Source organism: Amycolatopsis dendrobii, from assembly GCF_014145675.1.
Lineage (GTDB): Bacteria > Actinomycetota > Actinomycetes > Mycobacteriales > Pseudonocardiaceae > Amycolatopsis > Amycolatopsis dendrobii.
This window is the reverse complement of sequence record NZ_JACGZW010000001.1, coordinates 282,809-295,639: the sequence shown is the minus strand read 5'-3', so window position 1 is coordinate 295,639 and position 12,831 is coordinate 282,809. Positions and strand designations below refer to the sequence as shown.

The 12,831-nt window shown below is 69.0% G+C and carries 10 protein-coding genes; 4 read left to right on the top strand and 6 right to left on the bottom strand.

What is annotated here, in order from left to right; translation table 11 throughout:
- Nucleotides 1–16: 16 nt before the first annotated feature.
- Genes H4281_RS01300 through H4281_RS01275 form a run of 6 tightly spaced genes read right to left on the bottom strand, consistent with a single transcriptional unit; the run spans nt 17 to nt 6,931 of the window.
- Nucleotides 17–823, bottom strand: coding sequence for a PhzF family protein (locus tag H4281_RS01300; protein ID WP_182889000.1), 807 nt, complete (start codon nt 821–823; stop codon nt 17–19).
- A complete protein-coding gene (locus H4281_RS01295; protein WP_182888999.1) occupies nt 804–1,928 on the bottom strand; it encodes a fatty acid desaturase in 1,125 nt (374 codons plus the stop codon). The genes H4281_RS01300 and H4281_RS01295 overlap by 20 nt, the downstream gene beginning before the upstream one ends.
- Before the next feature lie 18 nt (nt 1,929–1,946).
- On the bottom strand, nt 1,947–2,621 hold the full coding sequence (locus H4281_RS01290; RefSeq protein WP_182888998.1) for an iron-containing redox enzyme family protein: 675 nt from the start codon (nt 2,619–2,621) through the stop codon (nt 1,947–1,949).
- 12 nt (nt 2,622–2,633) lie between these two features.
- Nucleotides 2,634–3,488 (bottom strand): aspartyl/asparaginyl beta-hydroxylase domain-containing protein, encoded by an 855-nt coding sequence (locus H4281_RS01285; RefSeq protein WP_182888997.1) that lies wholly within the window; start codon nt 3,486–3,488, stop codon nt 2,634–2,636.
- A gap of 13 nt (nt 3,489–3,501) precedes the next feature.
- Nucleotides 3,502–4,389 (bottom strand): chlorinating enzyme, encoded by an 888-nt coding sequence (locus H4281_RS01280; protein ID WP_182888996.1) that lies wholly within the window; start codon nt 4,387–4,389, stop codon nt 3,502–3,504.
- Nucleotides 4,376–6,931 carry an amino acid adenylation domain-containing protein gene (locus H4281_RS01275; RefSeq protein WP_182889499.1) on the bottom strand — a complete coding sequence of 852 codons (2,556 nt, stop codon included), beginning with the start codon at nt 6,929–6,931 and terminating at the stop codon, nt 4,376–4,378. Before H4281_RS01275 ends, H4281_RS01280 begins: the two co-directional genes overlap by 14 nt.
- A gap of 472 nt (nt 6,932–7,403) precedes the next feature.
- Between H4281_RS01275 and H4281_RS01270 the strand changes: the two genes are divergently transcribed.
- The 4 genes from H4281_RS01270 to H4281_RS01255 are packed head-to-tail and all read left to right on the top strand — an operon-like array spanning nt 7,404 to nt 12,804.
- Complete coding sequence (locus H4281_RS01270; protein WP_182888995.1) at nt 7,404–10,424, top strand: non-ribosomal peptide synthetase; 3,021 nt, start codon at nt 7,404–7,406, stop codon at nt 10,422–10,424.
- 48 nt (nt 10,425–10,472) lie between these two features.
- Entirely contained in the window at nt 10,473–11,831 is a 1,359-nt protein-coding gene (locus H4281_RS01265; protein ID WP_182888994.1) for an MFS transporter, read from the top strand.
- Entirely contained in the window at nt 11,828–12,604 is a 777-nt protein-coding gene (locus H4281_RS01260) for a thioesterase II family protein (protein WP_182888993.1), read from the top strand. The genes H4281_RS01265 and H4281_RS01260 overlap by 4 nt, the downstream gene beginning before the upstream one ends.
- Nucleotides 12,601–12,804, top strand: coding sequence for an MbtH family protein (locus H4281_RS01255; RefSeq protein ID WP_182888992.1), 204 nt, complete (start codon nt 12,601–12,603; stop codon nt 12,802–12,804). The genes H4281_RS01260 and H4281_RS01255 overlap by 4 nt, the downstream gene beginning before the upstream one ends.
- Nucleotides 12,805–12,831 lie beyond the last annotated feature (27 nt).

Below are 12,831 nucleotides of genomic sequence, written 5' to 3'. Positions count from 1 at the left end.
GCCCCCTCTCCCGCGCTCAGCCGAACGCGGCGATCTCGCCGGTTTCCGGCACCGCCACCGGGGACGGGCGCAGGCGCGCCGTCCCGAAAATCTTCACCCGGTCGCCGCCGACCTCGACGTCGAGCCGGCCGCCCCGTTCCGAAAGCTGCAGCCCCGACATCGCGGTCCGGCCGAGCCTGCCCGCCCAGTAGGGCCCGAGCTTGCAATGCGCAGAAACGCACACCTGGTCCTCGTCGACCCCGAGCGACGGGAAGAAAGTCCTGGACACGAAATCCGCCTCAGGGCGATCCGCGGCCGCCGTCACGATGTGACCGCGGAACGGGAAGTCCGCGAGCGCCCGGAACCGGGGCGCGGTCGCGACGACCGCGGCTTCCGAAGCGACTTCGATCAGCAGGTCGTCGCTGGAGGCTGCGCAGGCGACGAAATCGGTCCCGATCGCCCCGCGCAGCCCGTCCGGCGGCGCGCACTGCGCCACGTCCGAACGAGGCATGTCGATCGCGATGCGATCGTCGCGGCGTTCGGTGTACAGCGTGCCGTTCCTGCTGACGAAGGACAGCGTGGAGCGTCCCGTGGTCTCGAACAGGAACCCCGCGCTGGCGATCGTCGCGTGCCCGCACAGGTTGATCTCCTTGTGCGGGGTGAACCAGCGGATCCGGTACTCCCCCGGGCCGGCGGGCGCCAGGAATGCCGTCGTCGGCTCGGCGAGCCGGTGGGCCACTGCCTGCATGCGCTCGGCCCCGGGCAGATCGTCGCCGAGGACGACGGCGGCCGGGTTGCCGAGGAATCGCGCGTCGGCGAAAGTGTCAACGAGCCAGGCTCGCATCGGGCGGCACCTCCTCCAGCCGGGCCAGCACCCGGCCGATGGCCGCGCCCATCCCCCACACCTCGCTGTACGGCGGCCCTTCCGGGCCCTCGTCGATGTCGGTCTGCCGCGCGTACGCCGCCGTGGTCCAGTCCGGCGTGGCCGGATAGCGATGGTGGAAATCGTGATTGGGCAGGTCGCCCACGATCACCGTAAGCCGGCACGGCAGGTGGTAGAACAGCGTTGCCGCCGTCCACCGCACCCACCCCAGCGTCTGCCTTCCGATCGGCGTCCCCTTCGCGGGAACCGGGCTGCCGCAGTAGCGCGCTGCGGTCGCCTCGACTGTGTAGAACTTCCCGGGGTGGTCGGGATTCGGCGGGGTCAGCCAGGCATGCTCGCCCAGTTTGTCGAGCAGGGCGGACAGCTGGGCCAGCAGGATCACTGGGACGACGAACGCCAGCAGCAGCACGAGAACGCCGTGCGGCAGCCAGAACGGCGTCGACAGCCAGAATCCGGCCCACAGCGCGAACCCCGCCCGACGCCAGGTTCCGGTCAGCACATTGCACTTCGCACGGTCGAAGAAACCGAGACAGTAGAATTTCGGCGACAGGAACACCTGCCATGCCCGCCGCCACTGCCGCCGCTTCGGCACTCCAGGCCGGAAGCCGAGGCCCAGCAACACCTGCACCGGCGGATCGTCCAGCGTCGCGAACACCTCGCGACGGTGGTGCGAGTCGAAGTGCTCGTCCTTGAACGCCTGGAAGTTCTGGAACACCGTCAGCACGGTGACCAGCTCGCCGAAGAACCAATCGGTCCGAGCGCTGCCCGAGAACCTCCGATGCAGCGCCTGGTGCGCGATCACCAGCACCATGGTGCGGGCGCCGGACAGGGTCAGGATCCAGCCGCCCAGCAGCGCCAAATACCACAACGGGAACATGGCGGCGACCGCGTAGGCCGACAACGACAGGCCAGCGACGTAGACGATCAGGGTGAGCGCGACATAGGAGGCCCAGCTGTGCCGGATCAGCGGCCGTTGACCGGGCAGCGCCTTCCCGGTCTGCCACGTCCAGAAATGCTGCGTCCACCCGGGGAATCGCAGGTATGTCGCCCGTACGTCGTCCTGCACCGCACCCACCTCCTCCAGTCAGCTCGCCATGCCGGTCTCGGCGACAAGGCGGTCGAAGAACCTCGTCCACAGCCGCCACATCTCGTCGGCGCCGGCCAGCACCTCCGCTTCGACGTCGGGGGCGAACCCGGTCAGCAGCGCGTGTTCGGCCTCCTCGACGTGGTCGGGTTCCTGCTGGACGTGGATCCGCACCCACTCGTTGTCGGCGCCGCCGGTCACCGCGGCGACCGCTTGGCCGATGCTCGAGACCATCAGCAGATCTGTGGTTTCGGTGGCGTAGATGTAGCCCAGCGCCGACTTCCATCCAGCTGAGCCGCGTTCGTACCCTGCGACGAGCTCCGCGGTCTCGGCGAACGGCTCGGTGCCGGTCACGGCCGCGCGGGCGAATCCTGCGCGCTCCATCGAATCGGCGTAGATCACCTCGTGTGCCATCGCTTCCTTGCCCCCGCCCGCCTCCTGGTTGAGGATCAGCGTGATCGCGCTCTTCGAGGCGATGTCGGGCAGGACCGCGACACAGCGGGCCAAGAACGTCGGGAAGTAGTGCAGCGGATGCCACCACTGCCCGAGCAGGACCGCGACCTTGTCCCGGTCCCAGTCCTCGGCCTTGACGTTGCGGAAGAACGGATGGCCGGCGAACTCGGCGTGCGCCGCGCTCTCGGCCAGCTGTTCTGCCAGCGGCATTGTCGTCGTCACGTGAACCACTCCCTACGCGGATCGCTCCAAGGTGAAGTACCGTTGCATTTCGTCGATGCGGGCAGCGACCGCCGGATCGCGGCCGGCCCGTGCGATCTCCCGCATGGTGCGCCAGACGAAGTCGTCCCCGCCGTCCGCGCGGAAGTGCTTCTTGATGACGATGCTGAACACGTCGCGGTAGTTGTCCATCGTGATCAGCGGCGCGAGACCCAGCAGCTCTGCCCGTTCCTCTTCGGACATCGGCGGGCGACGCTCCACGCGGTCCGCCGGAATCCCGCCGTCGACGCGGTACGGCAACTTCACCAGCGGCTCGTCGCTTTCCTGATCGGTGAAGTCGAGCATCAGGTGCACGCGAGGCGTGCTGGACAACGACGCAGCCGAGTGCACCTGCGCGGCGTCGAAGAACCAGACCTCGCCCTCGGCCATCCGGTAGACTTCGTTGCCCGAACTGAAGAAACAGCGGTCGTTGGTGACCAGCGGGATGTGCATCCGGTGCGCGTTGCGCGACTCCCCCGGGATGCTTTCGAGCTCGAGCAGGTCGCGGTGCGGGATGATCACACTGTCGGAGATCACCGCCAGCCGCGCGAAATTCAGCCGGGTGAGGTCGACCAGATCCGCCACCAGGCCCCAGATGTAGGGCAGTTGCTTGCCGTAGTCAGTGAGGTCGGGAGCCTTGGCGTAGTCGTAGTTCGTCACCAGGCCGTCGCCACTGTCCCCGGACGCGGCCCAGAGCACCGCGCTCTTCCACGGGCCGCCGCACAGATAGTCGCTGTAGGCCTCCGAATAGCGGAATCCGGCGCTGGTTTCCAGGTCTTCGGCCAGCCGGGCCCGATCGAGTTCGAGGGAGCCGATGTGTTGCGTGCGCATGATCCGACCGTCCTTACGAGAGGGTGGCGAAGGGTTCCCCCCACGCGTTTTCCGTCGCGATCCGGTTGAGCCCGTACTCGTCCTTGCCCGCGATCTGCACACAGCCGTGGCGCGAGAGGTCGAAGTGGTGCCCGAACTCGTCGAACTCGGTCATGCCGCCGTAGACCCGGACGTGCGTGGGCACCACCCGGATCGCGAACCCCATCCGCTGGCGGTTGCTGATGTTCGGGTTGGACCCGTGGATGCACCTCGCGGTGAAGATGATGAACTGTCCCGGCCGCATCTCGAGGTGCGTGACGTTCTGCTCGTCAGGATTCCAGTTCTGATCGATCTTGATGTCGTTGTAGTCGTATCCGAAGAACGAGGCGTCGGCGCGCGCGTTGTTCCACTTCATCGGTGCGGTTTCGTCATAACGCCACTTTCGGTGGCTGCCGGGCAGGACCTTCATGCAGCCGTTCTCTTTGGCAGCTTCAGTGAAGGCGACCCAGGCGGTCAGCTCCATCGGGTTCTCCGGCGAGTGCTCGGTCGGCTCGAGCATGCCCTTGGCCGTCTCGCCGATCGCGTAGGTCTCGACCTGGTGCCAGCCGGTGCCGGAGTCGCCCGGGTTCTTCGGGAAGAACTCGCTTCGCCAGCACTGAATGTCCGGGCCGATCAGCGCCTGCATCCGGCGCACGATGGCCGGTTCGGTGATGATCTTGCCCAGGCCGCCGATGTCGAGGTGCCGGTCGTAGTTGACCGGGTTGTCGAAGACCTTGCGCGAAGGCCCGGCGGGATTGAGCAACTGCTTGCGCTGCTGCTTCCACCAGGCCGTCATCACCTCGGGTTCCCAGAGCGTGTACGGGCCGATGTACCCCTGCCGGTCGAAGACGTGCTTTTCGGCCTCGAGATCAATGGTGTCCATTCTGCTCACCCGCCCGTTCCAGTGCGCTGTCGATGGCCGCGGCGGTCGCCCCGGCATGCTCTCGTGTGATCCCCCAGTGGTCGCCGGGGACGGTCGTCGCCGTGAACCGGCCCGTGCACAACCGCCGCAGCACGCCGGCGAGCTCGGCCTGCTTGCCATGCGGGGCGTCGGCGGCTTGGAAAAGGTCCAGTGGCCCCGCGTAGGCTGCCGGCCGGTAGTCCATCGCGGCCCGCATGCACGTGTGCGCGATCCCCAGGCTGCGGCGCAGGTGCTCGGCGGGCGCGCCCTCGGGGACCGGCGCACCCATCAGGCTCGTCCACGATCCGTCCCGGCTCAGCGCCGCGAGATCCGCGCCGTCGGCGAGCCGGTCGAGGGCGGCGGCCAGCACGCCGGCGTGCCGGGTTTCGCCGAGCGGAAGCGCGGTCAGCGGGTCGAGGACCGGATTCGCGTCGAGCAGCCCGAGGAACTCGACCTCCTCCCCCGCGGCCGCCAACTGCCGGGCCAATTCGTAGGCGAGCACACCGCCGAACGACCAACCCGCGAGCAGATAGGGCCCGTGCGGCTGAATCGTCCGCAGCTGCGCGAAGTGCACGGCCGCGATGTCCGGCAGCGCGGTCCCCGGCGCGGGCGGCTCGCCGGCCCATCCGACGCCCAGAGCGCGCAACGGCGAGCGCGTCGCCTTGACGAGTTCGCGGTAGCCGACCAATTCGCCGCCGAGGGGATGCAGCAGGTACAGCGCACGGGTCGAGGGCCCGGCCCGCAGCGTCACGATCTGCGAAGCCGGCCGTTCTCCCGGGGCCTGCGGGACGGTCCGCGCCAGCGCGGCGACCAGATCATCGACGGTGCTGTCCTCCAAGAAGAGCGACAGGTCCACCGGGCGGCCGAGCGCCTGCCCCAGTTCGGCGACCACCCACGAGGCGAGCAGCGAGTCACCGCCGACGTCGAAGAAGTCGTCGTCCGGTTCGAAATCGTCGTGGCCGAGCACGCGGGCCCAGATCTCCGCCACCAGATCCGCCGTGACTTCAGTGTCCACGGCGTGTTCGAACGAGGCGGGGAGCTCGACAGCAGCCAAAGCCTTCGCGTCGACCTTGCCGTTGGCTCCGACCGGCAGCGTCGGCAGGACCAGGGTCCGCGCAGGAATCAAGTAGACGGGCAGCCGCTCGTGCAGAAAGCCGACGAGCGCTTGGTGCGCCAGCGGCCCTTCTGCGGTCACGTAGGCGACGAGCGCCGGGACGCCGCGGGCGACCTCGCGCAAGCCGACCGCCGCGCCGGTGATGCGCGGATGACCCAGGATCGCCGCTTCGACTTCGGCCGGCTCGACCCGGAAACCCCGGACCTTCAGCTGTCTGTCCGCGCGGCCGACGAACTCGTACTCCCCGTCGTCTCCGGTCCGGACCAGATCGCCGGTCCGGTACATCCGCGCCCCGGGCTGTCCGAAGGGATCGGGGAGGAACCGAGCGGCGGTCAGCGCCGGGTCGCCCAGGTAACCGCGCGCGAGACCGGCGCCGCTGACGTAGAGTTCGCCGGTTTTCCCGTCCGGGACCGGCTCGAGGCCGGAGTCCAGCACCCGGCAGCCGACGCCGTCCACCGGCCGCCCGATCGAGGGCAGCTGCGGCCAAGCCGCCCGGTCTGCTGGAAGCGTCCCGGCAGTGACCAAATGCGCCTCGGTCGGGCCGTAGTGATTGTCCAGCCGGCATCCGGGCAGCTTGGCGAACAGCTCCGCGATCGCGTCGGTGACAATCAGCCGCTCCCCCGCGGTGACGACGTGTTCGAGCGTCTCGGGGAACTCGCCGGTCGTCTGCGCCACGACAGCCAGCTGCTGCAGGGCGACATACGGCAGGAACAGACGCTGGATGCCGCGCTCCCGCACCACGTCGAGCAGCCGCGCCGGGTTGCGCCGCTGTTCGTCGGTCGGGATGACCAGGGTTCCGCCTGTGGCCAGGGTTGACAGAACTTCCTGGAACGTGACGTCGAAGCCGGTCGCGGTGAACTGAAGGGTGCGGAGCTCCGCAGGACCGCTCGCCACCTGCCAGCGCAGCAGCCTGTTCAGCCCGCGGTGGGTCATCGCGACACCCTTGGGGTGACCCGTCGAACCCGAGGTATGGATGACGTACGCGAGATGGTCGCGTCTCGGCTCCCCCGGCGGAGGAGCAACAGTTCCCTCTTGCGACGCCGAAAGAATCCCGCCGGCGGGGTCGAGGACGGCTGCTCCTCGCGGCAGCCCCGCCGGGATGCCGCCGTCGGTCAGCACGACCGTCGGAGCCAGCGCGGCTAGCAGGCCGGCGGTGCGCCGCCGCGGTGCCGACCCGTCCAGCGGGCAGTACGTTCCGCCCGCAGCCAGAATCGCTGCGACGGCAGCGACCGAGTAGGCCGATCGGGGTAGCATAACCGCAACCATCCGGTCTGGGCCGACACCAAGATCGCGCAGTTTTCCGGCGAGCGACAGCACATTAGCGGACATGTCCGCATAATTGATTTCACTACCGTCGGCATCGATGACCGCAATTCGTCCAGAATGTTCCCGAGCCGCAGAAATGATCATTTCGGACGCGGAGAACCACTCGTCTCCAGCCGTCGTGCGGCCTTCCGCCACTGCTTCGCTCACGGTGCCCACCCGGCATCTTGAAACACGAAACCCCCATGCAAACACGACTTTTTCCCGAATCGGCAGCACCGTTCGACACGAGAGCGCCGACACAGCGGAGACGATCACCGATCAGAAACCCAGCGGGCGAGCGGATCATCAAAATGGTGATCAAAGCTCGCCGGAGCGGCGGCCACCCCCGCCCTGCCCCCTAATATCGCGATACCCCAGCAACGGCGACAATAGGCGATGAACAACCCAGGGACAAGCCTTGACAGCAAAACACATTCCGACGTTTACTTCGATCGGGATTGTCGCATTGCTGGGGGTGCACATGGACGATCTTCGCACTCGTCCCGAGATCGAATCGCCCGGAAGGGCACCGGAAATCCTTGCCCGGCAGGGGGTTCACGCAGCGACGCTGTCCGCGGTGACTCGCCAGCGGTTGCGCGCACTCGCATCGAGCGAGAACGTCGACCTGGCCGCACCGCTGCTGTCGGCACACCTCGCCGCCACCGCCCGGCTCACCGGCGCGCCGGACCCGACCTGCTACCTCCGGCCCGGCCCGGATGGCGGCGTCGCCTCGACGGTCCTGCACGCCAGCGCTCACGACCGGACAACTTTTCGCGAACTGACAAGACACGTCGCGGAACTGATCCAACGCGGGTCCGCGTCCAGTGCAGTCCACTGTGTACACGACGAGAGAGCGGCCGTCGCGTGGTTCGCACTCGGTGCGGCCACAGTGGTTCCCGACCCATCCGCACCTGTTGTGACCTGCACCGAAACCGCCGGGGGGTTCGAGGTGACCACCCGTCCGGCGACTGGTCCGGGACCAAGGCTCGATGCCGCCACTTATGCCCATCTGCTTGACGAGTTCACCGCGGCGCCCGATCGGCCGATCGCGGCGGCGGCTCTGGTACCGAGAGCAGAAGAAAAACGGATCCTCAACGACCTCAACCCTTACGCACGGCCGCGGCACCGGTACCGCACTGTCACCGCGCCGTTCGAGGAGCAGGTCCGCCGGACGCCCGACGCCGTCGCGATCGAAGACGAAGACGGCGTCTCTCTCACCTATGCGGAGCTCAACGCCCGGGCGAACCGGCTGGCCCGGTACCTGCGCCAAGCTGGCGCAGGACCGGCCACCCGCGTCGCGCTCGCTCTCGAACGCGGCATCGAGCAGTTCGTGGCAGTGCACGCGGTCGCCAAATCCGGGGCAACGTACGTGCCGCTCGAGAGCGAACTGCCCGACGACCGGCTCGCGTTCGTCCTCGACGACACCGACCCGCTGCTCGTTTTAGCCGACACCGCGACGAAATCACGACTGCCCGCCAATGGCCCTCGCGTCGTAGACGTCGAGCGGGACGCCTCCGCGTGGTCCGGTCTCCCCGGTTCCGATCTGGTGCCGAGCGGCTCGGAGCGCAGTCTGCTGCACCTGCTCTACACCTCGGGATCGACCGGCCGCCCCAAGGGCGTCGCCTACCCGGTCGACGGCGCGATCGCCAACATCCTCTGGCTGCAGCGGTTCTACCCGTTCGGCCTCGGCGACACCGCGCTTTTCAAGACCTCCTACGGCTTCGACGTCTCCATCTGGGAATTGTTCTGGCCGCTGTACTTCGGGGCCCGCGTGGTTATCTGCCGTCCCGGCGGCCATCGCGACCCGCGCCATCTGGCCGAACTGATGGACCGGCACGGCGTCACGACCGTCTTCCTCATCCCGACGATCATGCACTCGCTGCTGGAGCATCTTTCACCCGTGCGCTGCACGGCCCTTCGCTGGGTGTTCTGCGGTGGCGAACCGGTCACGCCGCGCATCCGCGACGCGTTCCACGAACGGTCTTCCGCGGCCTTGATCAACTGCTATGGGCCCACCGAGGCCGGCTGCGTCACCGACATGGTGCTGCCGCCCGACCCGGGTTCCCCCCGTGTCCCGCTCGGCCGTCCGGCCGAACACTTCCGGCTCTACGTCCTCGACGACGGCCTCCGGGTCCGCCCGGTCGGCATCCCCGGCGAGGCCTATCTGGGCGGCGAAGTCGGTGTCGCGCAAGGCTATTGGCGCCGTCCCGACCAGACGGCAGAACGGTTCCTGCCCGATCCGTACGGTCCGCCGGGTTCGCGCATGTACCGCACCGGCGACCTCTGCCGCTACCGCGACGACGGCGTCCTCGATCATCTAGGCCGGATCGATCGGCAGGTCAAGATCCGCGGGATGCGGATCGAGCCCGCAGAGGTCGAGGCAGTGGTGGCCGAGCATCCGTCGGTGGCCGACTGCGTCGTGCTGGCCGAGGGGGACGGCAATCCGCGCCTGGTCGCGTTCGCCGTTCCCGCACCGGGCTGCCTGCTCGATGCCGAAGACGTGCTCGCCCACGCCGCCACTCTGCTGCCGTCGCACATGCTCCCCGCGAAGATCGTCGAGATCGAGGCAGTCCCGGCGAATGTCAACGGCAAGACCGACCAGCGCGCACTGCTGAACGCGTTGCAAGCGGCCGACGATGACGAACGGGAAACCGTGCCGCCGCGCGACGAGTTCGACGCGCGGCTGATCGACGTCTTCCGTCGCGTGCTCGCCGTCGACCGGATCGGGCTCGCCGACAACTTTGTCGAACTGGGCGGGCATTCGCTGCTCGCCTTCAGCCTCATCGAAATCTGCGACGCCGAACTGGGGGCCGAACCGGATCCCGTCGACCTGCTCACGGCCACTGTCGGCGAACTCGCCGACCGCATGCGAGCCGGGGCAGGCGCCGCGACCGGCCATCTCGTCGAGCTGTACCCGCGGCCGGACAAGCCGGTGATGGTGCTGATCCACGCGGTCAGCGGATCGGCCCTGCCGTTCGTGCCGTTGGCCCGGCACCTGCGCGACGCCTACTCCGTCTACGCCCTCCAAGTCACCGACCGCACGCCCGTTCCGGTGCCTACGGCCATCGGCGAGTTCGCCGAGCGTTACCTCGACCTGGTCGATCCGCTGGCCGAAGGCCGCCCGCTGGTGCTCGCGGGCTGGTCGATGGGCGGCTGCGTCGCCCTCGAAATGGCCCGCCGGCGGCGCGCCCGCGGCGGTGTCCTGCCCGCTCTCCTGCTGCTCGACACCCTGCTTCCGCCGCCCGCGCTCGGCCCGGGCCCCGAACACGACCAGGCGCGCGCGGCCATTCTGGCGATGGACATAGCCGAACTCGAAGGCGGAACCGGGGAAGAACTGCACACGCTGCTGGACCGCAACCGCCTGACTTTCCTCGACTACCGCCCGGATCCCTTCGACGGCCCGGTCACCCTGCTGCATGCCGCCGAGGACTTCCCTGGCGCCGATGCACTGCCCATGTGCTATCACACCGCCGACCGCGGCTGGTGCCATCTCCTCGACCGGCTCGCCGTCTCTGTCATTCCGGGAAATCACTTCACCCTGCTTTCGGAAAGCCACGCAGAAAAACTCGCGGGCATCCTTGTGTCCGCGCTCGACTAGTGCCGGTCGCGCTTGGCCTGCCCCTCGCCGACGGTCGGAGGACCCGCTATGCCCGCACCCGACAAGACCGGGTCTGACCTGCCCGGACAGCAGCGAGGCCTTGCCCGCGCCGCGCCGCCCGGTGCCCGGACGGGCCCGGACGGCCAGGGAGTCCTGGCCGGAATCCGCCGTCACCCGCTCCCGATGCAAATCACCGGACAAGCTGTTTCCGCATTCGGGGACGCGTTCTCGAACGTCGCGATGCCGCTGCTCGTGCTCGCTCTCACCGGCTCGGTCGCGCAGATGGGTGTGGTCGTCGCGGTCTCGTCGGTCGCGCAACTCGCCGGGAGCACGCTGGCCGGACCGGTGGTCGACCGCGTGGACCGGCGGCGCCTGCTGATCGCCTGCGACGTCGGGCAACTCGTGCTGGGCGGGGCGATTCCGGTGGTGTGGTGGCTGATCCCGTCCGAGTCCTGGACCCGATGGGCGATCTGGCTGATCTACCCGATCGTCGCGCTCAGCTCGGCGCTGTCGTCGGTCTACGAGGTCGCGATGCGCGCCGTGCTGCCACAGATCGTGCCGCCAGATCGGCTGGTGAAGGCGAACGCGGCCCTCACCACCTGCATCGAGGTGTCCTACGGCATCGGGCCCGCGATCGCCGGGCTCGCCGTCGCGGCCATCGGCGAGGAGAACTCGATCGGGGTCAACGCGCTGACGTTCGCCGTCGCGGCCGTCGCGTGGTATCTGATCCGTCCCGCCCGTAGCGTCGCGCCCGAGCACGAAGCGTCCGCCAGCGCGCCGCGCCAGCAACTGGCGGGCCTGCGCTTCCTCTGGCAGGACCGGCTGCTCCGAACGCTCACGGTGCTGGAGGTCGGCAACACCGTGCTCGCGGCCGGCGCGCTGACCCTGTTCATCTACTACCTGCGCCACGACCTCGGGCAGGGCAGCGCCGCGGTCGGCCTGATGCTGACACTCGGCAGTGTCGGCGCGGTTCTCGCGGCGGTGTCCGCGTCCCGGCTGGACAAGGGTCTCGGCGTGGGGAGGGCGGTCCTGCTCGGCATCGCTGTCCAGGGCGTCGCGCTGGCGATGGCAGGGTTCGCGCACACGATCGCGGCCGTCGCCGTGCTCGCGGTGGTGTTCGGGTTCGGGCAGATCCTCGCTGGCATCCTGATCATGTCGACGCGCCAGGTGCGGACGCCGCAGCGGCTGATCGGCCGGGCCACCGCGGCAGCGCTCACGGTCGTGCTGGCGACCCGGTTCGGCGGCAGCCTCGCCAGTACCACCGCAGCCGAGCACATGCCGACCACTCTGGTGCTCGCCGCGCTGGGCGGTCTGACACTGCTGATGGCCGTTGCCGGCTGTTTCACCACTGCCGGACGCGGCCGGCCGGCCCCAGCGGCCGGCCCGGGCTCGGGTGCCGCGTCATGAGCCCTGCGACGACCGCGCGCGCGAACCGCTGGCTCTTGCGCACGCCGAGCCCCCGAGCGCGCGCCCGGGTATTCTGCCTGCCCTACCCCGGGTGCGGCGCGAGCATGTACCGGAACTGGCCACGCTATCTCGGCACCACGGAGCTGTGCCCGGTGCAACTGCCCGGGCGGGAGAACCGGCTGCGCGATCCGCTGCCGCCCACGTTCGAAGAACTCGCCGACGAACTCGCCGACGCGCTGGCACCGCTGCTGGACCGCCCGTTCGCCCTCTTCGGGCATTGCGGTTCCGCCGTCGCCGCATTCGTTGCTGCGCAACGACTGCACGGCCGTGGGACCGCGCCGGCACGGCTGTTCGTCTCGGCTCAGCCCGCGCCTGACGACGGTCCGCCGTCGCGGTTCCTCCGGCTGGACGACGAGGCTCTGCGGACCGAACTGGCGACGCTGATCCGGCAACTCGGCGGCGATCCGGCACCCGCGTTCATCGACCTCGGCGTGCGCGTGCTCCGGGCCGACGTCGAGATCCACCGGCGCTACCAGCCACCCGCGCCCGAGCCGCTCGGCGTCGCACTCTCTGTCCTCGCCTGGTCCGAGGACAGAGAAGTCCCCGCCGAGTCCATGCGCGGCTGGGACGCCTACGGCACGGTGCGCCACCACCGGCTCGAAGGCGGGCACTTCAGCTTTCTCAACGCACCGCCCTCGCTGAGGACGGTGCTCGCGACCGATTTCGACCCGGTTCAAGCCGGGCTCGACCGACCGAAAGGACGACGCGCATGAACGACGAGGACGACAACACCACCTACGCGGCTGTGGTCAACCACGAGGAGCAGTACTCGATCTGGCCGGCAGAGCGCGAACTGCCGGCCGGATGGACCTTGACCGGACGCTCCGGCACGAAAGCCGAATGCCTGGCCTACATCAACGAGGTTTGGACCGACATGCGACCGCTGAGCCTCCGCCAGGCGATGGACGCCTGACCGACATTGCGAGGTGGGACATGCCGC